This window comes from Leifsonia poae (assembly GCF_020009625.1).
Classification (GTDB): Bacteria; Actinomycetota; Actinomycetes; order Actinomycetales; family Microbacteriaceae; genus Leifsonia; species Leifsonia poae_A.
In genome coordinates, this window is the sequence record NZ_JAIHLP010000002.1 from 3,898,983 (window position 1) to 3,922,516 (window position 23,534).

Sequence of the window (23,534 nt, forward strand, 5' to 3'; positions counted from 1 at the left end):
TAGTAATTTCGCGACAGGGGGCGGTCTGGACTAGACAAGGGTGATGGTGCACCACTCGCAGATCGAGATCGAACGCAAATACGACGTCGACGACGCGACGGAGCCTCCCCGGCTGGTGGGGGCCGGCGCCGTCGCGACCGAGACGGAGCCCGACACAGTGGAGCTCGTCGCCGTCTACCACGACACCGAAGAACTGACGCTCGCGCGGCACCGGGTCGCCGTGCGCATCCGCCGCGGGGGAGCCGACGAGGGCTGGCATGTGAAGCTGCCCGGCGAGGAGGGGCGCACCGAGCTGCACTGGTCGCTCGAGGAAGGCGACCGGCCCCCGGCAGAGCTGCTCGACCTGCTGCGAGAGCAGATCGGGGATGCGCCGCTGCGGCCGATCGCTCGGGTCACAAACCGTCGCACCACCGTCGTCTTGCAGGATGCGGCCGGCTTCGCGCTCGCCGAGCTGTGCGATGACCATGTGGAGAGCGAGAATCTCGTCGCCGGTGGGGTGCGAGCGTGGCGCGAGTGGGAGGTCGAACTGCTCGAGGGCGCCCCCGACACGCGTTCCGGCCGGACCGCCCTGCTCGACGAGATCGAGCGGCGGCTTCTCGCCGCCGGTGCCGTGGTCTCGGCGAGTTCGTCGAAGCTGGCGCGCGCCCTCGGCCTCTGAGATCGGTCGCGCCTGACCAGCGACGCCTGACCAGCGGCGCCGGACCAGCGGCACGCCGGACCAGCGGCGCCTGACCAGCGGCGCCTGGCCGGTCGCGCCCGGCCGATCCCGTTTTTGTGCTCGGGGCGGGCGTCGGGCATGATTCACACGTAGGAACAACACCCCAGGGAGCACCATGAAGATCGGCATTCTCACAAGCGGCGGCGACTGCCCGGGCCTGAACGCGGTCATCCGCGGCGCTGTGCTCAAAGGCGATCGCGTGTTCGACTCGGAGTTCGCCGGTTTCCGGTACGGCTGGCGCGGCGTCGTCGACGGCGACATCATGCCGCTCGACCGGCACAGTGTGCGCGGGCTCTCCCGCCAGGGTGGAACGATCCTGGGTTCCAGCCGAACCAACCCCTTCGAGGGCGACAACGGCGGCCCGGAGAACATCCAGCGCATGATAGACCAGCACGGCATCGACGCGATCATCGCGATCGGCGGGGAGGGCACGCTGACCGCGGCCCGCCGTCTGACCGACGCCGGGCTCAAGATCGTCGGCGTTCCGAAGACCATCGACAACGACCTCGCCGCCACCGACTACTCCTTCGGCTTCGACACGGCCGTTGAGATCGCGACCGAGGCGATCGACCGGTTGCGCACCACGGCCGAGTCGCACCAGCGCTGCATGGTCGTCGAGGTCATGGGCCGCCACGTCGGCTGGATCGCCCTGCACTCCGGGATGGCAGGCGGCGCTCACGCCATCCTCATCCCCGAGCAGCCGCAGTCCATCGAGCAGATCGTGGAGTGGGTCGAGTCGGTGCGCGACCGCGGCCGGGCCCCGGTCATCGTCGTCTCCGAGGGCTTCCATCTCGACACGATGGAGGAGGCTCACTCCCATAAGGGACTGGACGCGTTCAACCGTCCGCGCCTCGGCGGCATCGGCGAGATGCTCGCCCCGATGATCGAGGAGCGAACCGGCATCGAGTCGCGGGCGAGCGTGCTCGGTCATATGCAGCGCGGCGGCGTGCCGAGCGCATACGACCGCGTGCTGGCCACCCGTCTCGGCATGGCGGCGATCGACGCGGTCTACGAGGGTCGATGGGGGTCGATGGTGTCGCTGCGCGGCACGGATGTGGTCAACGTCTCGATCGCCGACGCCACCGGCGGCCTGAAGACGGTGCCTCAAGCCCGGTACGACGAGGCGGCTCTGCTGTTCGGTTGAGCCGGCGGGACTAAGCTCTGCCGCACAGGCGGAAGGAGCTGCTGTGCCCAGGTTCGTTCAATTCGACAAGTTCGGTTCCCGTGAGTACCTCCGGGTGGTGGAGCGGAAACGTCCGTGGCCCGGCCCGGGTCAGATCCTGGTGCGCGTCATGGCGGCCGGACTGAACCTGATCGACGTGAAGGTCTACCGCGACGAGAGCGCCGGCGGCCGGTTCGGGGTCACGCTGCCGAGCGGCATCGGCCAGGACTTCGCCGGCTTCGTCGAGGAGCTCGGCGCTGGGGTCACCGCGTTCGAGGTCGGTGAGGCCGTCTTCGGCAGTGCCCCGTTCGCATCCATCGCCGATTTCGTGATCGTGCGGGCGGACGCGCAGGTTGCGCGCAAACCGGACCCGCTCCCGTTCGAGGTCGCCGGGTCACTCGGGGTCGTCGGCCGCACGGCGATGGCGGCGGTGGGCTCTCTGGGCCTCACCGAGCACGACACCGTGTTGGTGAGCGCGGCGGCGGGCGGTGTCGGGGTGCTGGCCGCGCAGCTGGCGATCCGCGCCGGGGCGAGAGTCGTCGGCACCGCGAGTGAGGAGAACCACGACTACCTCGAAGGGCTGGGCGTGATCCCGGTCGCCTACGGGGACGGGATGACGCAGCGCATCCGCGAGGCTCTCGACGACGGCGACCGTCTCACCGCAGTGCTCGATCAGCACGGGCCCGACACCATCGACGCCGCGCTGGAGCTCGGGGTGGCCGCCGACCGGATCAACACGATCGCCGCCTTCGGGCCGTCTGCGCGGGGCGCGAACACCGTCGGCGGGGCCCAGACCACCGCCGAGGCCATGTCTGAGATCGCCGAGATGCTGGCCGAGAACGAATTGGTGCTGCCGATCGATTCGATCTTCCCGATCGAGCGCGTGGCGGAGGCCTACGGCCGGCTGGAGGCCGGACATCTGCGGGGCAAGATCGTGATCGTCACCGAGTAGGGAGAGGGCGGAACATGGCCGGAAAGAGGACCCCGGGAGGCGTCGGATGATCGCCGACGGTCTCGCGCGCGAGCTGCGGCAGGCGGGGCTGCGCTGGCGCCCCGAATCGGGCGACACCTTCGCGATCGACCGGGCCGAGCTGACCGGTGACCGGTTCACGGTGAGCGATATGACGATCGAGCCGCACGAGTTCGACACCGGTACGATTCTGGGCTTCAACGGCACCACCGAATGGGCGCTCGACTCGCTCGCGGTGGAGGACGCGCTCTGGATCCCGCGTGAGGACCAGTTGCGCGGGCTACTCGGGGAGTCATTCCTGCACCTGGCCCGCACCGCGGACGGGTACCGGGTGAGCATCCGGCTGGGCGGCGAGGAGCGACTCTTCGAGGCCGAGGATGCGGCGACAGCGTATGGGCGGGCTCTGCTCTCCCTCATCGGGGCCTCGGTCTCCTGACCGACCGGTGCGGCGCGCTCACGGCGCTCACGGCGTGACGTCGGTGAGCGCCTTCGGGTCGAGGTCGGCGATGCGGCGAACACCGGCGAGCCCGAGCGTGATGTCCACTTCGGCGATCATCGAGCGAAGGAGATCGCGCACCCCGCCTTCGCCGCCGAGGGTGAGCGCGTAGACGTACGGACGCCCGATCGCGACGGCGGTCGCCCCGAGGGCCAATGCGATCACGACGTCGGCTCCGCTGCGCACGCCACTGTCGAAGAGCACCGGGAGGCGGCCCGCGATGCGCTCGACCACGGCGGGCAGCGCATCCAGACTGGCGATCGCGCCGTCGACCTGGCGACCGCCGTGGTTCGACACCTGCACCGCGTCCACCCCGGCGGTGATCGCCCGCTCGGCATCGTCGGGGTGGAGGATCCCTTTGAGCACGATGGGCAATGCCGTGCGCTCGCGCAGGAACGCCAGGTTCTCCCAGGTGAGCGCAGGATTCGCGAACACGTCGAGAAAGGTCTCGATGGCGGCGAGAGGTTCACCGGAGCGCAGGTTCTCGCGCAGCGTCCCCGGATGCCGGCGCAGGATGCCCGCGAACGAGGCGATCGCTGTGGGGGTGATCGGGCTGCGAGCCCGGGTGCCGCCGGCCGTGAGCCGCCGCCGGACCAGCTCCCGGAACACCGGATCGCTCGTGTACTGCGCGATCCCGCGGCCGCGGCTGAAAGGCAGGTAGCCGAGGTCGAGGTCGCGCGGCCGCCAGCCGAGGACGTGCGTGTCGAGGGTGACCACGATCGCCTCGCAGCCGGAGCGCTCGGCCCGTGAGACGAGACTCGCCACGAGTTCGTCGGAGGAGCTCCAGTAGAGCTGGAACCAGCGGCTCGCGCCGGGCGAGGCGGCGTCCATCGCGGCGGCGACGTCCTCCATCGGTGTCGACGCCTGGTTGGAGAGGACGGCGGGCACACCGGATGAGGCGGCGGCGCGTGCGGCTGCCGCATCCGCCCCGGCGTGCGCGAGGTCGAGCACCCCGATCGGCGCGAGCAGCAGCGGGGTCGCCCGGCGCCGGCCGAACAGGTCGATGCTCAGGTCGCGCTCGGCGACATCGCGCAGCACCCGTGGCACGATGCGATGACGCCCGAACGCCGCCGCATTGGCCGCGGCTGTGCGCTCGAGACCGGCTGAACCGGCGATGTACGCGAACGCCGCGCGGGACATCCGGCGTTCGGCGGCCTGTTCCAAGGCAGGGAACGCGGTGGGGATGCGGGGCCGGCGCCCGGCGACGCCCGCCCGGTAGATCGCGGATTGGGCGTCACGTCCGGCGCTGGAGGGCATGCAGCCCATTCTGCACCCGGGCATGTGGGAGCATGGGCCCATGATCGGTCATACGTTCTTCGAGGCGGTCGCTGTCGGGTTCGAAGTCGCCGGTGTCGCCGTGATGGTGATCGGCTTCGTCGTCGCTCTTCTCATCTCGGCTCGCGCCTGGCTGCGCACCCGGAACGGACAGACCGCGTTCCGCACGCTGCGGGAGAGTTTCGGCGGCGTCATCCTGCTCGGGCTGGAAGTGCTGGTGGCGGCCGACATCGTGAAGACGCTCATCTCGCCGTCACTGAACGACGTGCTGGTGCTCGCCCTGATCGTGCTCATCCGCACGGTGCTGAGTTTCTCGCTGCAGATCGAGATCGACGGCGTCGCGCCGTGGCGTCGTGCGCTGGTCACCGGCCCGGAACGGATCGCCCAGGCGGCAAAGCGCTCCGGCGAATAGCGGCCGTCAGCGCTGGGCGCGCTCGGCGTTGCGGGCCTTCACGCGCGCGTTCTCGGCATGCACGGCCGCCTGCGTGGCGCGCTCGGTGACCAGCCAGGCCGGCGGCTCGGCGAGGAGGTCTTTGATCTGGGCGCTGGTGAGCGCGTCGTCGACGCCGGCGCGGGCGAGGCCGCTGATCGAGACGCCAAGCTTCTGCGCGACGACGTCACGCGGGTGGGGGCCGTCGGCACGCAGCGTCGCAAGCCACTCCGGGGGCTGCGCGGTCAGTTCGGCCAGCTCGGTGCGGCTGATCTCCGTGTTCTGGAACTCCGCCGGGGCGGCCGGGAGGTAGATCCCGAGCTTCTTGGCGGCGGTGGCCGCCTTCATCGTCTGGGGTTTCTTCTCCGGGCTCATGTCTCAAGGGTATCGTCCGGTGGCGCGATAGCCTTGCCAGCATGGCGTCACCCTTCACGATCGCGTTCCCCCTCGGCGTCACCGTCGGAAAATGGACGCGAGTCTTCGAGCAGCGGCATCCGGATGCGGAGCTGCGGGTGGTGCGCGTCGAACCGGCGGATCAGCGTTCCGCGCTGGCGACAGGAGAGGCCGACATGGCCTTTGTCCGCGAGCCGTTCGAGGCCGAGGGGATGCACGTCATCCCGCTCTACGAGGAGAACGTGGTCGTGGTCATGAACCACGAGCATCTGCTCACGCTCGAGAAGGAGCTGAACCGGGCAGACCTGACCGACGAGAAGGAGCTCACCGGCGACTGGTCGGAGACGCTGTTCCGTCGGGTGGCGGCGGGGGACGGGATCGCCGTGCTGCCGCAGTCGATCGCCAAGGCGTTCCAGCGCAAGGACGTGACGGCGATGAGGCTCGAAGATGCCGCGCCGAGCCGGGTGGGGCTGGCCTGGCCGCGCGACAGCCAGCATCCGATGGTCGACGAGTTCATCGGGATCGTGCGGGGGCGGTCGGCCCACAGCTCCCGCAACCCGGAGGTGGCGGCCGGGGAGGCGGCTCAGCGCCAGGAGGCGGAGCGCCGCAAGGTCGAGCGCCAGAAAGCGGCACGGCAGGCTTCGGCGCGCGAGGCTGCGGCGAAACGCAAGAAGGCGGGCGGGCAGATCAGGAAACGTGCACGGCGGGGCGGCGCTTGACGTCGCGTTCTGCTTCGCGCAGCACCTCCCGGGTGACCGGGGCCACCTCGCCGACGCCGGTGATGAGGAACCGGAACATATTGGAGATCGGATTGCCCTCCGTCCACTCGAAGTAGATCGTCGGAACGACGCCGGTCACATCCCGGATCTCGAGCAGCACGGCGGCGATGGTGTTGGGAACGTTGCCGCTCTTCACCCGCAGAACCCGGTAGCCGTGCTTGACCACGCCCTCGACCACGAGGTCTTCTTCGAAGTCGGAGGAGTCGGAGGGGAAGACCTCGAGGAAGATGGTGCGCGAGCGCTGGGGGATATGGCTGAACTTGCGCTCGTCTTTGTTCTTCTGCTCGTACTCCTTGTCGGTGTCGACATCGGGCTCGTGCGAGATGATGCGGATTTCACCCTCGTCGGCGTCTTCGAGCACGAAGTCGATGGCCGTGACGTCGAGCGTGACCGAGGTGGCCCGCAGTTGGAAGGACCGGCCGATGCGGGAGACGATCGAGATGACGAGGATGCCGATGATGAACAGGCTGGCGATCCGCAATCCGTCGGGACGCTCGATGACGTTCACCACGGTCGTGTAGACGAAGATCGCCGTGATGATGCTGAAGATCACGGTGCGTCTCGGCTGGTGCTTGCGCCACGCGGACAGGCTCACGGCGAGGGAGGCCGAGGTGATGAGCACGAGAACGCCGGTCGCGTACGCACCGCCCTGCGCATCCACGTTCGCATCGAAGACGAGCGTGATGATGAACGCGATGGTGGCGAAGACCAGCACGAGCGGCCGCACCGCGCGGGCCCACTGCGGCGCCATGCCGTAGCGCGGGAGGTAGCGGGGAACGAGGTTGAGGAGGCCCGCCATGGCGGAGGCGCCCGCGAACCACAGGATGAGGATGGTGCTCACGTCGTAGACGGTGCCGAAGACATTGCCCAGGTACTCATGCGCCAGGAACGCCAGCGCTCGACCGTTCGCCGCCCCGCCCGGCTGGAACTCCTTCTGCGGGATCAGCAGCGTGGTCGTGAAGCTCGAAGTGATGAGGAAGACGCTCATGATCAGGGCGGCGGTGGTGAGCAGCCGGTGAGCCCCGCGGATGCGCCCGGCCGGCCGGGCCGGATCGTCGTCTTTCTTGCCCTTGATCTGCGGCATGACCGCGACGCCCGTTTCGAACCCGGAGAGACCGAGTGCGAGCTTGGGGAAGACGAGCAGGGCGATTCCGACGACCATGAGCGGGTCGCCGTGCTGGGTGTTGAGCGCCGTCCACCAATCGTCGATGGCCGTCGGATGCTGGAACACCTCGACGATCGAGGTCGCGATCACCACGACGTTCAGCGCCAGGTAGACCGCCACGAGCACGACGGCGATGCCGATGGCCTCGCGGAACCCTTTGAGGAACACGGCGGCCAGCAGCGCCAGCAGCACCAGGGTGATTGCGACCTGGTTGCCGTGGAACCAGCTGGGCGTGTATGGGTTCTCGATGGCGTGCGCGGAGGCGTCGGCCGCCGACAGGGTGATCGTGATCATGAAGTCGGTGGCAGCGAAGCCGAGCAGGACCAGCACGAAGAGCTTGCCCGCCCACCAGGGCAGCAGCCGCTCCAGCATGGCGATCGAGCCGGACCCCTTGAAGCTCTCCCGCGCGACGCGACGGTACACCGGGAGCGCACCGAACAATGTCAGGGCGACCAGGACCAGGGTGGCGAACGGCGAGACGATCCCGGCGGCGAGGGCGGCGATGGCCGGCTGGTAGCCGAGCGTGGAGAAGTAGTCGACACCGGTGAGGCACATGACCTGCCACCAGGAGTGCGGGCGTTCAGGGGCGCGGGCGTGCGGGCCCTGGTGGTCGCCGCGTTCGTCGACGAGCCCGGAGAGCAGCCAGTGGCGGAACGCCCCACCTTTCGGCTTCGTCGCCACTTCGTGCGCTTGGCCGGGAACGGGCCGGTCGGCTGCCTGCTCCGCAGGAGTGCTGGACATCGGAATCCTTCGTCTACCGGCTACTACTGAGCTTCACAGTACCCGGTCACCAGGCCGAGACACGGTAGTCCTTGAGAAAGACTCCGAAGAGGTCATCCCCGGCCTCCCCGCGAACGATCGGGTCGTATACTCGCGCGGCTCCGTCGACGAGGTCGAGCGGTGCGTGGAAGCCTTCCTCGGCGAGTCGCACCTTCGTGTAGTGCGGGCGTTCATCGGTGATCCAGCCCGTGTCGACGCTCGTCATCAGGATGCCGTCGGTTTCGAACATCTCGCGTGCGCTGGTGCGGGTGAGCATGTTGAGCGCGGCTTTCGCCATATTGGTGTGGGGATGTCCCGGCCCCTTGTACTGGCGGCCGAAGACGCCTTCCATCGCCGAGACGTTGACGATATAGCTGCGCCCGGCGGTCGAGGCCGCCATCGAGGCTCGGAGCCGGCTGATCAGCAGGAACGGCGCCGTGGTGTTGCACAACTGCACCTCCAGCATCTCGAGCGGGTCCACATCCTGCACGGCCTGCGTCCAGCTGTTGACCCGGTTCAGATCGGGCACCAGCCCGCCGGCATCGATGGCCGTGCCGTCGGCGTGCTTCGCCAGCGACGACGAGCCGGGGGCCATCGCAAGCGCGGCGAGGTCGTTGGCGGTCAGAGCGGCCGGCCGGGCGAGTTCGCCGACCGTTCCGGCCAGGCTCGCCACCGAGAGCAGCGGATGCGCGGCGACCGACGCCTGAAGGGCCTGCGGGTGCGGGTCGTTCGTATGACCGAATGTCTCCATCTCGGGCAGCGGGCCGTCGGGCAGCGGCTGCGACTCGGCCTCGGCGAGCAGAGAATACGAACCGGGGGAACGGCGCACGGTCTGGGCTGCGTTGTTGACGAGGATGTCGAGCGGACCCTGGGCGGCGACGGAGTCGGCGAGAGCGATCACCTGAGCGGGGTCGCGGAGGTCGATGCCGACCACCCGCAGGCGGTGCAGCCACTCACCCGAGTCGGGGAGCGAGGAGAACCGCCGCACCGCATCCCGCGGGAACCGCGTGGTGATCGTGAGGTGGGCGCCGTCGCGCAGCAGCCGGAGGGCGATGTGCATGCCGATCTTGGCCCGGCCGCCGGTGAGCAGGGCGCGTTTGCCGGTGAGGTCGGTTCTGGCGTTCCGTTTGGCGTGGCTGGTGGCGGCGCAATCGGGGCAGAGCTGGTGGTAGAAGGCGTCGACGACGGTGTACTGCTGTTTGCAGATGTAGCAGGCGCGCGCCTTGAGGAGCGTGCCGGCCGTCGCGCCGGTCGTGTTGGTGCTGAGGTCGAGCCCGCGGGTCTCGTCGTCGATGCGGTCTGGCGCTCCCGTGGCGGTCGCCGCCACCACGGCTCGGTCGGCCTCGGCCACGGCCGCGCGGATGGCTCGGCGCCGGGTCTGTTTGACCGACTTGAACATGTGCGCGGTCGCGTGCCGCACGGTCACGAAGTCCGGGTGATCCTCATCGAGTTCGTGCAGGGCCGCCAGCACACGGAGGGTGGCCGCGAGGTCGTCGGGGTCGAGGGAGGGCGAATCGGGAAGCACCGGAGAATTCTAGGCGCTGCCGATGGGTGCTCCCGACCGCGCCTCGAGATCGAGAAGCGCGGTCTTGGCGGGGAGGCCGCCGATGTAGCCCCCGAGCGTGCCGTCCGTGCGCAGCACGCGGTGGCAGGGCACGACGATCGGCAGTGGATTCGTGGCGCAGGCCGAGCCGACCGCACGCACGGCCTTGGGGTTGCCGACCAGCTGAGCGACCACCTTGTAGGTCTCGGTGCGTCCGTAGGTGATCTGCGGCAGGTGTCGTTGCACCAGCTGACGGAATCCGCGCGACAGCGCGAGGTCGAGTGGCAGATCGAAGCTCTGCCGGGCGCCGTCGAAGTACTCGTCGATCTCGCGCGCGGCCGCATCGAGCCGATTCGGTGAGCGCAGGATGCGTGGGCTCAGACGGCCTGCCAGGGCGTCGAGCACGGCGTCGTGGTCCTCGACCGCATACGCCACACGTACCAGGCCGCGCTCGGTAGCGGCGAGCAGCAGCGGGCCGAGCGGGCTGTCGACGACCGTGTATGCGACATCGAGCAGACCGTCGCGCGCCGCGGCGGACTCCAGATCATCGTGCAGACGGTCGAGCGTCTCCGGCGTGGCCGAGGCGAGCGCAGTGAGCGTGGAAACAAGCGTGTCGGTCATGGTTCTTCTCCGTTCGAGGCGTCGGGCAGCGTCCGGCGCAGGGTTTTGATGCCATCGGCGGCGGCCCGGCGGGCGGCGTCGACGGTTCCGCCGAGGAGGGCGGCCACCTCGGCGTAGGGGAGCCCGACGACGTAGTGGTAGGCCACCGCCTGGCGTTGCCGCGGCGGGAGCGCGCCCACCGCTTCCCAGAGGTCGCGATCGTCCGCCCCGGGGACGCCGAGCGCGCTGGGACGATCGGGAACCTCCGCCACGGGGATCGCGTGCCGTTGCCGGGCGCGCACGATATCGACGGCCTTGCGGTGCGCGATGGTGACGAGCCACGCCTCGACATTGGCGTCGGCCGGCAGCTCGGGATAGGCCCGCAGCGCGGCGAGAAAGGTTTCCGACCAGGCGTCGTCGGCGTCGTGGAGACCGACGACGACTCGGCACACACGCAGAACGGTCTGCGCGTGCTCCGCCACCACGACCTCGAACGGCCGTTTCGCCCGGCTCAGCCCGGCCTCCTGGCCCGGGTGGTCGACGACGGTGTGTCGTGTGTCCATGGGCCGGCCTCATTTCGTGATCTTCTCGACGGTCACTGTGCAGACGCGCGGGGGCGGCGGAACGTGAGACGCCGGTCGACGCATCCGATCCCGAGCGCAGCATAATCCGCCGCCGGGCCTCGCGAAAGCTGTGACCAAGGCGTGTGTGGGCATGCCGGGCCCGCAGACGTGGAAAGGTGGACTCACCATGCCCCGACAGCGCCAGCTCAGTGTGAGCGACATTCCCGGATACACCGGCCCGGACTCGGTCGATGACGATGCGCTGTACGAGACCTTCGTCTCCTGGGTCGAGGCCGGGGGCATCACGCTGTACCCGGCGCAGGACGAGTCGGTGATCGAGATCGTCTCCGGTGCCAACCTCATCCTGAGCACTCCCACCGGAACGGGGAAGTCGCTTGTGGCGGTCGGCGCGCATTTCGCAGCCCTGGCCCGAGGCGAACGCAGCTTCTACACGGCGCCGATCAAGGCGCTCGTCTCGGAGAAGTTCTTCTCCCTGGTGGAGATCTTCGGCGCCGAGAACGTCGGCATGATGACCGGCGACTCGGCGGTCAACGCGGATGCGCCGATCATCTGCTGCACGGCGGAGATCCTCGCGAACCTGGCGCTGCGCCACGGGGCGGACACGCCAGCCGGCCAGGTCGTGATGGACGAGTTCCACTTCTACGCCGATCCGGATCGGGGCTGGGCCTGGCAGGTGCCCTTGCTCACCCTCGACCGGGCCCAGTTCATCCTGATGTCGGCGACACTCGGCGATGTGTCGGCGATCGCGGACGATCTGAGCCGGCGCACGGGTCGCGAGACGGCGACCGTGACCGGCGTCGAGCGTCCCGTTCCGCTGCACTTCTTCTACGAGGTGACCCCGGTGCACGAGACCGTCGAAGATCTGCTCGCCACTGGGCAGGCGCCGATCTACGTCGTGCACTTCTCGCAGCTGGCCGCCCTCGAACGGGCGCAGGCGCTCTCGAGTGCGCGCATCGCCAGCCGCGAGCAGCGAGACGCCATCGCGGAGCTGATCGGCGGGTTCCGGTTCACGACCTCGTTCGGCAAGACGCTGTCGCGGCTGCTGCGCCAGGGGATCGGGGTGCACCACGCGGGGATGCTGCCCAAATACCGCCGTCTCGTCGAGCAGCTCGCCCAGCGCGGTGTACTGCGGGTCATCTGCGGAACGGACACGCTCGGCGTCGGCATCAACGTGCCCATCCGCACTGTTTTGCTCACCGCGCTGACCAAGTTCGACGGCACCCGGATGCGCCAGCTCAACGCCCGCGAGTTCCACCAGATCTCCGGGCGGGCCGGCCGGGCCGGTTACGACACTGCCGGCACGGTGGTCGCGCAGGCGCCCGACCACGAGACGGAGAACATCAAAGCGATCGAGAAGGCCGGTGACGACCCCAAGAAGCGCCGCAAGATCGTGCGTAAGAAGGCGCCGGAGGGTTTCGTCTCCTGGGGGGAGCCCTCGTTCCGCAAGCTGATCGAGGCCGAGCCGGAGACACTCACCTCCTCGATGCAGATCACCAGCGCCATGCTCATCAATGTCGTCGCGCGCGGCGGCGATGTGTTCGAGCATGTGCGATCCCTCGTGTTCGACAACCACGAGCCGTGGAAGCGGCAGCTCGCCCTGGCGCGACGGGCGCTCGGGCTGTACCGCACCCTGGTGACAGCCGGGGTCGTCGAGGCGGTGCGCACGCCCGACGGTGAGGTGCGCATCCGGCTCACCGTCGACCTGCAGCCCAACTTCGCCCTGAACCAGCCGTTGTCACCGTTCGCTCTCGCCGTCTTCGAGCTGTTCGACCGTGAGTCGCCCGAATACGCCCTGGACATCGTCTCGGTCGTCGAGGCGACCCTCGACGACCCGCGGCCTGTGCTCTCGGCGCAGCAATTCCAGGCGCGCGGCGAGGCGGTGGCGGCCATGAAAGCCGACGGTGTGGAGTACGACGAGCGCATGGAGGCGCTCGAGGCGGTCACGCATCCGAAGCCCCACGAAGAGCTGCTGCAGGAGGCGTTCGTCACGTATGCGGGGAGCCAGCCCTGGGTGACCGACTTCGAGCTGCGCCCGAAATCCGTCGTGCGCGACCTGTACGAGCGCGCGATGACCTTCGGCGAGTTCATCGCGTTCTACAAGCTGGCCCGTTCCGAGGGGGTCGTGCTGCGGTACCTCTCGGATGCCTACCGCGCCCTCGGTCAGACCGTGCCGGTGGAACTGCGAACCGACGAGCTGCGCGACATCGTCGAATGGCTCGGCGAGCTGGTGCGGCAGGTCGACTCGAGCCTGCTCGACGAGTGGGAGGAGCTCATCCACCCGGACCTCGCCCGCCACGAGGCCGACAGCGCCGAGATCGCGCCGCCGGCCCCGCGCACCGTCACGATGAACCGGCGGGCGTTCTTCGTGCTCGTGCGCAATGAGCTGTTCCGACGGGTGCAGCTCGCCGCCCTCGACAAAGTGCAGCCGCTCGGTGTGCTCGAGACAGAGGCGGCGGCGCTCGCGGGGGAGACGACGCCGGCGTTCACCGAGCTCGATTGGGACGAAGCCCTCGAGGCGTACTACTCCGAACACGACACGATCGGCACGGATGCGGCGGCCCGGTCGGCGGCCATGATCACGGTCGACGAGACGCCGGCCACCGGCGGGATCTGGCGGGTGCGGCAGACCATCGCCGACCCGGCCGGGGACCACGATTGGGGCATCGACGCCGAGGTGCTACTCGGGCCGTCGGATGAAGCCGGGGTCGCCGTTCTGCGCGTCACCGGTGTCAACCGGCTCTGAGACGCCGCCTGCGGTGCAGGCTCAAGTTGACCTGCACCCGCTGCCGTGTGAGTATCGTCGTGGTTGCGTAACCGCGCCAGGTCACCTGCATGAAATCCCGATGAATTCTTGGTTGGGACGGACTGTGCCGACACGAGACTGATCCTTCCAGAGAAAGGCACCGGCACTGGTGGATCTCACCCTGATCGTCGTGCTCGTCATCGCACTGGCCCTGTTCTTCGATTTCACGAACGGTTTCCACGACACTGCGAACGCGATGGCCACGCCCATCGCCACCGGTGCCATGCGGCCGAAGGTGGCGGTGGCCCTCGCCGCGGTACTGAACCTCGTCGGCGCGTTCCTCTCTACCGAGGTGGCCAAGACCATTTCGGGCGGCATCATCCGCGAGGGGCAGGGCGGCGTGCAGATCACGCCGGAGCTGATCTTCGCCGGTCTCGTCGGCGCGATCATCTGGAACATGGTCACCTGGCTGTTCGGCCTGCCCTCCAGCTCCAGCCACGCCCTCTTCGGCGGCCTGATCGGGGCCGCGATCGTCGGGGTCGGGTTCAGCGCCGTCGACTTCGTGGTCGTGCTCGACAAGGTCATCCTGCCCGCGCTCATCGCGCCGGTCACCGCCGGCGTCGTGGCCTATTGCGCCACCAGACTGGCTTACTGGATCACACGCCGCTACGACGGCCGTCCCGACGGCCGGGGCGGGTTCCGCTACGGCCAGATCTTCTCGTCGTCGCTCGTCGCCCTCTCGCACGGCACCAACGACGCGCAGAAGACGATGGGCGTCATCACCCTCACCCTGATCGCGGCTGGCGTCCAGTCGGCGGGGAGCGGCCCGGAGCTGTGGGTGGTCGTCGCCTGCGCCCTCGCCATCGCGATCGGAACGTATTCGGGCGGCTGGCGCATCATCCGCACGCTCGGCCGAGGTCTCACCGAGGTGAAACCCGCGCAGGGCTTCGCCGCCGAGACCAGCACCGCGGCCACCATCCTGGCCTCCAGCCACCTCGGCTTCGCGCTCTCCACGACCCAGGTCGCTTCGGGTTCGGTGATCGGTTCCGGGCTCGGCCGCCGGGGATCGTCGGTGCGCTGGGGCACGGCGGGTCGCATCGCACTCGGCTGGCTGCTCACCCTGCCGGCGGCGGCCATCGTCGGCGCGATCGCGGCCTGGCTGGCCGATTTCGGACCGGTCGGCATCGCCATCGACGCGGTGATCGCCATCACCGTGATCACCATCATCTTCTTGCTCGCCCGCCGCAACAGCGTGCACAGCGACAATGCTGTCGCACCCGCTCCGGTGCAGGGCGCCAGCGAGGTCGCCGCCTCCGGCCGCGCCGTGAAGATCAAGAAGGTCAAGCCGCTCAAGAAGCCCCGCGGAACGAAGAAGGAGTCGGCATGATCGACTGGGGAGCGTTCTTCATCGTCTTCGTGGCGTCGCTCGTGGGCTCCAGCCTGGTGGTCTGCCTGTACGCGCTCGGGATGCGGCTGCTCGCCGTCTCCGGTCGCGCTCTCTTCGTCGAGCCGGTCGAGTTCACCGACGCGATCACCGTCATCTCTCCGGAGGAGGCGGCACACGCCATGAAGAAGGCCAGGAAGGCCCGCAAGAAGAACCCGATGACCGAGAGGCAGAAGCGGGCCGCGGTCGTCGGCGCTTACGCCTGTTTCGTCCTCTGCGCGGCCGCGGTGCTCTACGGGCTGTACCTGATCATCCCGTTCTTCCACCGGTAGCAGGGAACCCTCGAACCAGCGGTGCTGCCCGGACAACGGCGTCCGGGCAGCCCGTTGCACCCGTATCCGGCGTGCGGACCCCCGCCCACCTCAGTCGGTGCCGCGGAGGCGGGCCACTGTGCGCATCACGTGGTAGACGACGATCGCCGCGATGGTACCGAGGGCGATCCCGTTGAAGGTGAGCTGACCCCAGTTCAGTGTGAAGTCTGCGATGCCCACGACGAGGGCGGTCGCGGCGGTGAACTGATTGACCGGCTTGGAGAAGTCGACCTTGTTGTCGAGCCAGATCTTCACGCCGATGATCCCGATCAGACCGTAGAGCGCGGTCGTCACGCCTCCGAGCACGCCGGCAGGAATGGTGTTGATCACCGCGCCGATCTTGGGGGAGAGCCCGAGCAGCACGGCGACGATGCCCGCCACCCAGTATGCGGCGGTCGAATACACCTTGGTGGCGGCCATCACCCCGATGTTCTCGCCGTACGTCGTGGTGCCCGACCCGCCGAAGAATCCGGCGAGGGTGGTCGCGAGCCCATCGGAGAGGAGCGCCCGCCCGGTGAGCGCGTTGACCGCGGGGTCCGTGAGCTGGGCGACGCCGCGGATGTGGCCCACGTTCTCAGCCACCAGCACGAGGACCACCGGGAGGAACGCCGGAAGGATGCCGAACGTCGCCGCGGGATTCTCGAACGGGTTCGTCGGCAGGGTGAAGACGGGAAGCCCGATCCAGTCGGCCTTCGCCACTTTCGAGAAGTCGACCTCGCCGACGATCACCGCGAACACGTATCCCACGGCGACGCCGAGGAAGATCGAAAGACGGCCGAGCAGCCCCCGGAAGAGTACGGTGCTCAACAGCACGGCGAGCAGAGTGACCAGGGCGGTCCAGGGTGCGACCATGAAATTGTTCTTCGCCGCCGGAGCCAGATTGAAACCGATCAGGGCCACGATGGCGCCGGCGACGACCGGCGGCATCAGAGCGTCGATCCAGCCGGTTCCGGTGAGGATGACTATTCCGCCCACGATCGTGAGCAGCACGCCGACCGCCACGATCCCGAAAAGGGCTCCGCCCATTCCGTTGCTTGCGGTCGCGGCCGTGATCGGTGCGATGAAGGCGAACGACGAGCCGAGGTAACTGGGAAGCCGGTTGCGGGTGATGAGGAGGAACAGGATGGTTCCGACACCGGAGAACAGCAGCGTCGTGCTCGGCGGGAAGTGGGTGAGCACCGGGACCAGGAAGGTCGCGCCGAACATCGCCACGACGTGCTGGGCACCCAGGCCGATGGTGCGGGGCCAGGTGAGCCGTTCGCCGGGGAGCACGACTTCTGCCGCCCCCACGTTCTTTCCGTCACCGTGCAGCGTCCAGGGGAGGGCCATATGCGTCCTTCGCGTCGATGGGCTTTAGGGTTGTCAAGCGCGCATCCGCGCACGATAACCCTCGGTGATCCTACGGGAGACGATCATTTCCGCATCCAGTGCCCCCGCCTCGCCCACGCCGACCGTCGGCCAACGGCTCGACCGGTTCTTCGAGATCACGAAGCGCGGGACCACTTGGGGCACCGAGGTGCGGGGTGGTCTCGTGACATTCGTGACGATGGCGTACATCGTCATCCTGAACCCGCTGATTCTGGGCGGGGCGAAGGATGTGGTGGGCGGCGTGCTCCCGGGCGCCCAGCTGGCCGCCGTGACCGCCCTCACCGCGGGCGTGATGACTCTGCTGTTCGGCCTCGTCGCCCGCCTGCCGTTCGGCCTGGCGGCCGGCCTCGGCATCAACTCGTTCCTGGCCGCCAATGTGGTCAAGATCGTCAGCTGGCCGGAGGCCATGGGGCTGGTGGTGATCGACGGCGTGATCATCGTGCTGCTGGCGGCGACCGGGCTGCGCCGGATGATCTTCAACGCCGTCCCGGCGCAGCTGAAGACCGCGATCACCGTGGGTATCGGTCTGTTCATCGCGTTCATCGGCTTCGTCGACAGCGGTTTCGTGCGCAGCACCAACCAGGCGTCGCCACCGGTGCAACTCGGTGAAGCCGGCTCGATCGCCACGCTCCCCACCGTCGTGTTCCTCATCGCGCTGGTCATCATGGGAGTGCTGATGGCCCGCAAGGTGAAAGGCGCGCTGCTCATCGGCATCGTGACGTCCACCATCGTGGCCATCGTCGCCGAGGCGATCTTCCGGGTGGGGCCGTCGCTCGGAAAGAACCCGGCCGGTTGGAACCTGATCGTCCCGGAGCTCCCCAAATCGCTCGTCGCACTTCCTGACCTCGGCCTGGTCGGCCATTTCGACCTGTTCGGTGCGTTCGGCCGCATCGGCGCGCTCGCCGCGGTGATGCTCATCTTCACTCTGGTCTTCACGAACTTCTTCGACGCGATGGGCACCATGACCGGCCTCGCCCGCGGCGCCGGCCTGGCCGACAAAGACGGCGCCTTCCCCCGGCTGCAGTCGGCGCTGATCGTCGAGGGCATCGGTGCGGTCGCCGGCGGAGGCGCATCCGCGTCGTCGAACACCGTGTTCGTCGACTCCGCGGCCGGCGTCGGCGAAGGCGCGAAGACCGGATTCGCCAGCGTCGTGACCGGTCTGCTGTTCCTGCTCGCGATGTTCTTCACTCCACTCACGCAGGTGGTGCCGCTCGAGGTCGCCGCGGCCGCCCTGGTGGTGGTCGGCGCGCTCATGGTCGTTCAGATCCGTGACATCGACTTCGGCGAGTTCTCCAGTGTGCTCCCGGTGTTCCTCACGATCATCGTCATGCCGCTCACCTACTCGATCGCCAACGGCATCGGGGTCGGCTTCCTCAGCTGGGTCCTCATCCGCTCGCTCGCCGGCAAAGCGCGCCAGATCAGCCCGCTGCTCTGGATCGTCGCCGCCGGGTTCCTGATCTACTTCGCCCGCGGCCCGATCGAGGCGGCGCTTCCGCACTGACGCCCGGTGGCGAAGATCGGGGATTCCCCTGAGCGGAATCGGGGGATATCCCGATGGTGCCCGGGGGCCGTCCGCGGTTGACTGGAGGCATCCGATCAACCGAGGGGAACCGTTCATCATGACCGACGCCGCAGGCCACCACGCACCACAGGCCGCTTACGCGGCACCCATCGCGCAGCCGAGCCAGGGTCTCAGCATTGCCAGTCTCGTGCTCGGGATCGCCTCCCTCGCGTTCAGCTGGACGTTCTTCGCCCCGATCGTGGGGCTGGTGCTCGGCATCCTCGCTGTCGGCAGGGAGCCGGCGGGCAAGACGATGGCCGTCTGGGGCATCGTCCTCAACGCGGTGATGCTCGCCGGTGCGGTGATCGCCGCCATGCTCGCCGTCGTCGGAATCGGTCTCAGCTTCGCCTTCCTGCCGTTCGCATTCCTGTAAGACGCGCTCCGGCCGCACCGGCTTCGACGCCCTTCCGACGGCTTCCGGAGGGGCGTCGATGGCGATACGGGAGAATGGACGGGTGGACACCCCGAATCGCCAGCGCAGTTTCGTCTCGCGCGGACGCAGGACCGAAGCCCAGCAGCGCGCCCTCGAGGAGCTGTGGCCCGACTACGGCATCGACTTCGTGGAGGAGCGGATCGACCTCGACCGGGCCTTCGGCCGTGTCGCGCCCCGCATCGTCGAGATCGGCTTCGGCAACGGCGAGAATCTGCTGACCCTCGCTGCGCAGCGTCCGGAGACCGATTTCCTGGGAGTCGAGGTGCACGGTTCCGGGGTCGGGCGGCTGCTGAACGAGCTGAGCGTGCGGGAGATCGGCAATGTGCGCGTCGTGCGGCACGACGCCGTCGAGGTGTTGGAACGGATGCTGCCCGAGCACAGCCTCGACGAGGTCCTCATCTTCTTCCCGGATCCGTGGCCGAAGAACCGCCACCGCCGACGTCGACTCGTTCAGCCGGAGTTCGCCCTGCTTCTCGCGCGCTCGCTGAAACCGACCGGCACGCTCCGACTCGCCACCGACTGGGCGGACTACGCCGAGCACATGATCGCGGTGCTCGACGCCTGTCCCGAGCTCGTGAACAGCGCCGGCGCCGGTGGCTTCGTGCCGCGCCCGGACGATCGCGCGCTCACCCGATTCGAACAGCGCGGCGAACGCCTGGGGCACGCGATCGTCGACCTCGAGTACCGTACGGTCACGCATCCGTAGGATGGTCGCATGACCCTGGCTCAGACCGTCGACGCTCTACGCCGCTCCTTCGATGCGGGCACCACGAAACCGCTCGCGTGGCGCCTCGCCCAGCTGGCGGCACTGCGCCGGATGCTCACCGAACGGTCGGCGGAGCTCGAGGACGCGCTGCTGGCCGACCTCGCCAAGAACCCCACCGAGTCGCAGGTGGCCGAGCTCGGGTTCGTGGTCAGTGAGATCGACCACATCACGCGTCGGCTGCGTCGCTGGCTGAAACCCCGCCGCGTCACCGTGCCCGGTGCGATCCTTCCCGCCCGTGCCAGCATCGTGCGCGAACCGCTCGGGGTCGTTCTGGTGATCGCGCCGTGGAACTATCCCGTTCAGCTTCTCCTGGCGCCGGTGGTCGGCGCTCTGGCGGCCGGGAACGCGGTCCTGCTGAAACCGAGCGAGCTCGCGCCGGCGACCTCGGCCGCGCTGGCCCGGCTCATCCCCGAATACCTCGACACCCGCGCCGTTGCGGTCGTCGAGGGCGGGGTGGAACAGACCACCGAGCTGCTGGAGCAGCGATTCGACCACATCTTCTATACGGGCAATGCGCGGGTCGGCCGCATCGTCGCCGCTGCGGCCGTGCCGAACCTCACCCCGATCACCCTCGAGCTCGGGGGCAAGTCGCCGGTCTATGTGGACGACACGGTCGATCCGGAGGCTGCGGCGCTGCGCATCGCCTGGGGCAAGTTCATGAATGCCGGGCAGACCTGCGTGGCTCCCGACTACATCCTCGCCACCCAGGCCGTGGCCGCGCGTCTCGCGCCGGCTCTGGCCGCCGCGGTGCGCGAGCTGTACGGCGACGACCCCGCCACGAGTCCCGACTACGGCCGAATCGTCAACGACCGTCAATTCGACCGGCTCACCGGCCTGCTGGATGCGGGCACGACGATCATCGGGGGCGTCTCCGACCCGGTGACCCGCTACCTCGCGCCGACGGTGCTCACCGACGTCCCCCGCGACGCGGCCGTGATGGGCGAGGAGATCTTCGGTCCGGTCCTGCCGATCGTTCCCGTCTCCGGGCTCGACGAGGCCATCGGGATCATCGCCGGCGGCGACAAGCCGCTTGCGCTCTACGTGTTCAGCTCGAGTCGTCGTGTGCGTCGGCGCATCCTCACCGAGACGAGTTCCGGTGCGGTCGGATTCGGCGTGCCCGCGGCGCATCTCGCCGTCGCCGGCCTGCCGTTCGGGGGCGTGGGCGAGAGCGGGATGGGCGCATACCACGGCGAGAACTCGGTGCGGACGTTCAGTCACGAGAAGGCCGTGCTGACCAAATCGCTGAAGCCGGACACCATGAGGCTCATCTACCCGCCGTACACCGAGGCCAAGGACAGATTCGTGCGCGGGCTCCTCCGCAAGCTGAGCTGACACGGCTCCAGACCCACCCTGCGAGACCTCAGGGGAGAGCGGTAGGCTCGAAGCGTCGGCGGCCACGAACGGCCGACATCAGAAGCATGCCACCGCACAACGAGAGGCAACGGAGCCAAGCGTGACCACCCCCAGTACAGCAACAATGGACGAACCCAAGACCAGCCCGATCCCCATCGTGGACGCAAGCGAGAACGTCTCCGACGTGCCCACGCCGGTCACTGCCGGCGGCCCGGTTCGCACCGAGAGCGACTCGCTCGGCGCCCGGGATATTCCCGCCGCAGCATATTGGGGCGTGCACACCTCACGAGCGCTCGAGAACTTCCCGATCGCGAAGCGTCCGATCTCCGTCTACCCCGACCTCGTCGTCGCCCTGGCCAGCGTCAAGCAGGCCGCGACGCGAGCCAACCTCGAGATCGGTGCCCTCGAACCGCACAAGGCCGAGATCATCGACCGCGCCTGCCAGCTCATCATCGACGGCCGGTTCCACGACCAGTTCGTCGTCGGCGTCATGCAGGGCGGCGCGGGAACATCGACGAACATGAACGCCAACGAGGTCATCGCCAATGTGGCGCTCGAGCTCGACGGCCATGGCAAGGGCGAGTACCAGCACCTCAGCCCGATCGATGACGTCAACCGCAGCCAGAGCACCAACGACACATACCCGACGGCCATCAAGATCGCCCTCACGTTCGCGCTCGCCCACCTCCTCGACGAGCTGGCGCTGCTGCGCGACTCCTTCGCCCGCAAGGGGGAGGAGTTCCGCCACGTCCTGAAGGTGGGCCGCACCCAGCTGCAGGATGCGGTGCCCATGACCCTCGGTCAGGAGTTCCACGGGTTCGCCACCACACTGACGGAAGACCACGCCCGACTCACCGAGACCAAGTGGCTGCTCGCCGAGATCAACCTCGGCGCCACCGCGATCGGGACGGGTATCACTGCGGACCCTGGCTACGCCGCCTCCGCCGTCAAACATCTCAACACCATCACCGGGCTCAATCTCGAGACCGCGCCCGACCTCATCGAGTCGACCAGCGATGCCGGTGCATTCATGTCGTTCTCCGGATCGCTGAAACGCAGCGCGATCAAACTCTCGAAGATCTGCAACGACCTGCGCCTGCTTTCCAGCGGCCCGCAGGCCGGTTTCGGCGAGATCAACCTGCCGCCGCGTCAGGCCGGCTCGAGCATCATGCCGGGCAAGGTCAACCCGGTCATCCCGGAGGTCGTCAACCAAGTCGCCTTCGCGGTGGCCGGCTCCGACGTCACCGTGACCATGGCGGCCGAGGGCGGGCAGCTCCAGCTGAACGCCTTCGAGCCGGTGATCGCCCACTCGCTGCTGCAGAGCGTGACGTGGATGACCCAGGCCTTCCACACCCTGCGCGTCAACTGTGTCGACGGCATCACCGCCAACGAGGAACGACTCGGCGCGATGGTCGGCTCCTCGGTCGGCGTCATCACGGCGCTCATGCCGCACATCGGCTACGCGGCGGCTGCAGCCCTGGCCAAGACGGCGCTCCTCACCGGGGGCAACGTGGCCGATATGGTCGTCGATGCCAAATTGATGAGCCGCGAAGACGTGACGAAACTGCTTTCACCGGCCCGCCTGAGCGGCCTGGAAGCGATCACGACCGCCGTGCCCATCGTCAACGCGAGCGACCTCACCGACTGAACCCACGAAAACGGGGCCCCGCTGAGCCCGCTCGCGAGAGCGCGACGGCGAGGCCCCTTTCGTGTGCCGTTCGACCTCTGGCCAGGATCAGGTGACCCGGCAGTACGTGGTGAGGTAGCCGATCCCGCCGATGGAGACGGTGACGGTCGACCGGTCGCGCAGGAAGACCGGCGGCGTGCGCGAGTATCCGGCGCCGCCCGGGCTTCCGGTCGAGATGAGGGTGCCGGGCTGAACTGTGGCCGACCGGGAGAGGAAGGACACGATCTCGGCGACGGAGCGCACCATGTCGGCGGTGGAGGAGTCTTGCAGGATGGCGCCATCGACGTTGGTGGTCAGCCAGAGGTCCTGCGGGTCGCTGATCTCTTCGGCGGTCACGACGACCGGTCCGTTGGGGGTGAAGCCGTCGAAGGATTTGCACCGCGACCATTGCGCCTCGGAGAACTGCAGATCGCGAGCGGTGATGTCGTTGACCACCGTGTAGCCCCACACATAGTCGAGGGCGTCCCGCACCGAGACGTCGCGCGCCGGCTTGCCGATGATCACACCGAGCTCGGCCTCGTAGTCGACCTGGGTGGTGAGGTTCTCAGGCCAGGTGGTGGTGCCCTCGTGGCCCGCCAGCGAGTTGGGCCACAGGGAGAAGACGGTCGCCGCCTTCTCGGTGCGCAGCTTGAGCTCGGAGGCGTGCGCGGCATAGTTGGCGCCGATGGCGATCACCTGCGGCGGGCGCAGGACGGCCGAGGCGTGCCGAAGCTCGCGGATCGGCGTGAGCGACGTGTGCTGCGCGATCGCGTTGTCGACGACGGCCTTCACATGCGCGAGCGCGGCATCGCCCTGCTCGATGAGATCCTGGAGGTCACGCGGAGCCGGATCCATCACCTCGTCGAGGAAGAGAGCGCCGTCTCCGATGACGGCGGCCAGTCGCGGCTGTGGATCTGTGGTGGAACTGAGGTGCGAGAATCTCACTCCACAAGGCTATACGGCCGCGACCGCCGAGCCGATCACAAAGGTCGGCCGCGTCGGCTAGCGTGGAGGC

22 protein-coding genes are annotated in these 23,534 nt (G+C 68.5%); 14 read left to right on the plus strand and 8 right to left on the minus strand.

The genetic code is table 11. The annotated features are described in order from the left end of the window. Window positions 1-43: 43 nt before the first annotated feature. The 4 genes from K5L49_RS19205 to K5L49_RS19220 all read left to right on the plus strand — a co-directional run bounded on the left by K5L49_RS19205 (window position 44) and on the right by K5L49_RS19220 (window position 3,286). Window positions 44-658, plus strand: coding sequence for a CYTH domain-containing protein (locus tag K5L49_RS19205; protein WP_223695136.1), 615 nt, complete (start codon window positions 44-46; stop codon window positions 656-658). Between the two features lie 175 nt (window positions 659-833). Beyond that, window positions 834-1,862 (plus strand): 6-phosphofructokinase, encoded by a 1,029-nt coding sequence (locus tag K5L49_RS19210; protein WP_223695137.1) that lies wholly within the window; start codon window positions 834-836, stop codon window positions 1,860-1,862. A gap of 43 nt (window positions 1,863-1,905) precedes the next feature. Beyond that, window positions 1,906-2,832, plus strand: coding sequence for an NADP-dependent oxidoreductase (locus K5L49_RS19215; RefSeq protein WP_223695138.1), 927 nt, complete (start codon window positions 1,906-1,908; stop codon window positions 2,830-2,832). Window positions 2,833-2,878: 46 nt separating this feature from the next. Then, window positions 2,879-3,286: a hypothetical protein gene (locus tag K5L49_RS19220; protein ID WP_223695139.1), complete on the plus strand. Its 408-nt coding sequence runs from the start codon at window positions 2,879-2,881 to the stop codon at window positions 3,284-3,286. Between the two features lie 27 nt (window positions 3,287-3,313). On the opposite strand, the gene K5L49_RS19225 is transcribed toward K5L49_RS19220, so the two are convergent. Next, complete coding sequence (locus K5L49_RS19225) at window positions 3,314-4,603, minus strand: alpha-hydroxy-acid oxidizing protein (RefSeq protein WP_223695140.1); 1,290 nt, start codon at window positions 4,601-4,603, stop codon at window positions 3,314-3,316. A 40-nt stretch (window positions 4,604-4,643) separates the two neighbouring features. Here K5L49_RS19225 and K5L49_RS19230 point away from each other — a divergent pair, with 40 nt between their 5' ends. Further along, entirely contained in the window at window positions 4,644-5,033 is a 390-nt protein-coding gene (locus tag K5L49_RS19230) for a DUF1622 domain-containing protein (RefSeq protein WP_223695141.1), read from the plus strand. A gap of 6 nt (window positions 5,034-5,039) precedes the next feature. Here the strand turns inward: K5L49_RS19230 and K5L49_RS19235 are convergent, their stop codons facing one another. Then, a complete protein-coding gene (locus K5L49_RS19235) occupies window positions 5,040-5,426 on the minus strand; it encodes a DUF5997 family protein (RefSeq protein ID WP_223695142.1) in 387 nt (128 codons plus the stop codon). Window positions 5,427-5,467: 41 nt separating this feature from the next. Here K5L49_RS19235 and K5L49_RS19240 point away from each other — a divergent pair, with 41 nt between their 5' ends. Continuing rightward, window positions 5,468-6,163: a LysR family transcriptional regulator substrate-binding protein gene (locus K5L49_RS19240; RefSeq protein ID WP_223695143.1), complete on the plus strand. Its 696-nt coding sequence runs from the start codon at window positions 5,468-5,470 to the stop codon at window positions 6,161-6,163. On the opposite strand, the gene K5L49_RS19245 is transcribed toward K5L49_RS19240, so the two are convergent. From K5L49_RS19245 to K5L49_RS19260, 4 genes are read right to left on the minus strand one after another with little or no spacing between them, the layout of a single operon-like run. Then, the gene (locus K5L49_RS19245) at window positions 6,132-8,129 is read right to left on the minus strand and encodes an amino acid transporter (protein WP_223695144.1); all 1,998 of its coding nucleotides are present in this window, start codon (window positions 8,127-8,129) and stop codon (window positions 6,132-6,134) included. The genes K5L49_RS19240 and K5L49_RS19245 overlap by 32 nt on opposite strands. Window positions 8,130-8,175: 46 nt before the next feature. Then, the gene (locus tag K5L49_RS19250) at window positions 8,176-9,672 is read right to left on the minus strand and encodes an SDR family oxidoreductase (RefSeq protein ID WP_223695145.1); all 1,497 of its coding nucleotides are present in this window, start codon (window positions 9,670-9,672) and stop codon (window positions 8,176-8,178) included. Between the two features lie 9 nt (window positions 9,673-9,681). Then, window positions 9,682-10,311 carry a methylated-DNA--[protein]-cysteine S-methyltransferase gene (locus K5L49_RS19255; RefSeq protein WP_223695146.1) on the minus strand — a complete coding sequence of 210 codons (630 nt, stop codon included), beginning with the start codon at window positions 10,309-10,311 and terminating at the stop codon, window positions 9,682-9,684. Next, window positions 10,308-10,853, minus strand: coding sequence for an RNA polymerase sigma factor (locus tag K5L49_RS19260; RefSeq protein WP_223695147.1), 546 nt, complete (start codon window positions 10,851-10,853; stop codon window positions 10,308-10,310). The genes K5L49_RS19255 and K5L49_RS19260 overlap by 4 nt, the downstream gene beginning before the upstream one ends. Before the next feature lie 187 nt (window positions 10,854-11,040). Here K5L49_RS19260 and K5L49_RS19265 point away from each other — a divergent pair, with 187 nt between their 5' ends. The 3 genes from K5L49_RS19265 (at window position 11,041) to K5L49_RS19275 (ending at window position 15,333) form a co-directional block, all read left to right on the plus strand. Beyond that, on the plus strand, window positions 11,041-13,617 hold the full coding sequence (locus K5L49_RS19265) for a DEAD/DEAH box helicase (RefSeq protein WP_223695148.1): 2,577 nt from the start codon (window positions 11,041-11,043) through the stop codon (window positions 13,615-13,617). 169 nt (window positions 13,618-13,786) lie between these two features. Further along, on the plus strand, window positions 13,787-15,004 hold the full coding sequence (locus K5L49_RS19270) for an inorganic phosphate transporter (RefSeq protein ID WP_308116571.1): 1,218 nt from the start codon (window positions 13,787-13,789) through the stop codon (window positions 15,002-15,004). Beyond that, the gene (locus K5L49_RS19275) at window positions 15,001-15,333 is read left to right on the plus strand and encodes a peptidase (protein WP_223695149.1); all 333 of its coding nucleotides are present in this window, start codon (window positions 15,001-15,003) and stop codon (window positions 15,331-15,333) included. The genes K5L49_RS19270 and K5L49_RS19275 overlap by 4 nt, the downstream gene beginning before the upstream one ends. Window positions 15,334-15,423: 90 nt before the next feature. Here K5L49_RS19275 and K5L49_RS19280 read toward each other — a convergent pair whose 3' ends face one another. After that, window positions 15,424-16,701 (minus strand): uracil-xanthine permease family protein, encoded by a 1,278-nt coding sequence (locus tag K5L49_RS19280; protein ID WP_223695150.1) that lies wholly within the window; start codon window positions 16,699-16,701, stop codon window positions 15,424-15,426. 85 nt (window positions 16,702-16,786) lie between these two features. Between K5L49_RS19280 and K5L49_RS19285 the strand changes: the two genes are divergently transcribed. The 5 genes from K5L49_RS19285 (at window position 16,787) to K5L49_RS19305 (ending at window position 22,501) form a co-directional block, all read left to right on the plus strand. Then, a complete protein-coding gene (locus tag K5L49_RS19285; protein WP_223695344.1) occupies window positions 16,787-18,241 on the plus strand; it encodes an NCS2 family permease in 1,455 nt (484 codons plus the stop codon). A gap of 118 nt (window positions 18,242-18,359) precedes the next feature. Then, window positions 18,360-18,674: a DUF4190 domain-containing protein gene (locus K5L49_RS19290; RefSeq protein WP_223695151.1), complete on the plus strand. Its 315-nt coding sequence runs from the start codon at window positions 18,360-18,362 to the stop codon at window positions 18,672-18,674. An 82-nt stretch (window positions 18,675-18,756) separates the two neighbouring features. Then, window positions 18,757-19,440: a tRNA (guanosine(46)-N7)-methyltransferase TrmB gene (gene trmB, locus K5L49_RS19295; RefSeq protein ID WP_223695152.1), complete on the plus strand. Its 684-nt coding sequence runs from the start codon at window positions 18,757-18,759 to the stop codon at window positions 19,438-19,440. 9 nt (window positions 19,441-19,449) lie between these two features. Then, window positions 19,450-20,832: an aldehyde dehydrogenase family protein gene (locus K5L49_RS19300; protein ID WP_223695153.1), complete on the plus strand. Its 1,383-nt coding sequence runs from the start codon at window positions 19,450-19,452 to the stop codon at window positions 20,830-20,832. Between the two features lie 145 nt (window positions 20,833-20,977). Next, on the plus strand, window positions 20,978-22,501 hold the full coding sequence (locus K5L49_RS19305; RefSeq protein WP_223695345.1) for an aspartate ammonia-lyase: 1,524 nt from the start codon (window positions 20,978-20,980) through the stop codon (window positions 22,499-22,501). Window positions 22,502-22,588: 87 nt separating this feature from the next. Here K5L49_RS19305 and K5L49_RS19310 read toward each other — a convergent pair whose 3' ends face one another. Then, window positions 22,589-23,464, minus strand: coding sequence for a fumarylacetoacetate hydrolase family protein (locus K5L49_RS19310; protein WP_223695154.1), 876 nt, complete (start codon window positions 23,462-23,464; stop codon window positions 22,589-22,591). Window positions 23,465-23,534 lie beyond the last annotated feature (70 nt).

Excerpts from the sequence above, each read along its gene's own strand:
- K5L49_RS19205 (WP_223695136.1), top strand. The coding sequence starts at position 44 with ATGGTGCACCACTCGCAGATCGAGATCGAACGCAAATACGACGTCGAC.
- K5L49_RS19210 (WP_223695137.1), top strand. The coding sequence starts at position 834 with ATGAAGATCGGCATTCTCACAAGCGGCGGCGACTGCCCGGGCCTGAAC.
- K5L49_RS19220 (WP_223695139.1), top strand. The coding sequence starts at position 2,879 with ATGATCGCCGACGGTCTCGCGCGCGAGCTGCGGCAGGCGGGGCTGCGC.
- K5L49_RS19225 (WP_223695140.1), bottom strand. The coding sequence starts at position 4,603 with ATGCCCTCCAGCGCCGGACGTGACGCCCAATCCGCGATCTACCGGGCG.
- K5L49_RS19230 (WP_223695141.1), top strand. The coding sequence starts at position 4,644 with ATGATCGGTCATACGTTCTTCGAGGCGGTCGCTGTCGGGTTCGAAGTC.
- K5L49_RS19235 (WP_223695142.1), bottom strand. The coding sequence starts at position 5,426 with ATGAGCCCGGAGAAGAAACCCCAGACGATGAAGGCGGCCACCGCCGCC.
- K5L49_RS19240 (WP_223695143.1), top strand. The coding sequence starts at position 5,468 with ATGGCGTCACCCTTCACGATCGCGTTCCCCCTCGGCGTCACCGTCGGA.
- K5L49_RS19245 (WP_223695144.1), bottom strand. The coding sequence starts at position 8,129 with ATGTCCAGCACTCCTGCGGAGCAGGCAGCCGACCGGCCCGTTCCCGGC.
- K5L49_RS19255 (WP_223695146.1), bottom strand. The coding sequence starts at position 10,311 with ATGACCGACACGCTTGTTTCCACGCTCACTGCGCTCGCCTCGGCCACG.
- K5L49_RS19260 (WP_223695147.1), bottom strand. The coding sequence starts at position 10,853 with ATGGACACACGACACACCGTCGTCGACCACCCGGGCCAGGAGGCCGGG.
- K5L49_RS19265 (WP_223695148.1), top strand. The coding sequence starts at position 11,041 with ATGCCCCGACAGCGCCAGCTCAGTGTGAGCGACATTCCCGGATACACC.
- K5L49_RS19275 (WP_223695149.1), top strand. The coding sequence starts at position 15,001 with ATGATCGACTGGGGAGCGTTCTTCATCGTCTTCGTGGCGTCGCTCGTG.
- K5L49_RS19280 (WP_223695150.1), bottom strand. The coding sequence starts at position 16,701 with ATGGCCCTCCCCTGGACGCTGCACGGTGACGGAAAGAACGTGGGGGCG.
- K5L49_RS19290 (WP_223695151.1), top strand. The coding sequence starts at position 18,360 with ATGACCGACGCCGCAGGCCACCACGCACCACAGGCCGCTTACGCGGCA.
- K5L49_RS19300 (WP_223695153.1), top strand. The coding sequence starts at position 19,450 with ATGACCCTGGCTCAGACCGTCGACGCTCTACGCCGCTCCTTCGATGCG.
- K5L49_RS19305 (WP_223695345.1), top strand. The coding sequence starts at position 20,978 with ATGGACGAACCCAAGACCAGCCCGATCCCCATCGTGGACGCAAGCGAG.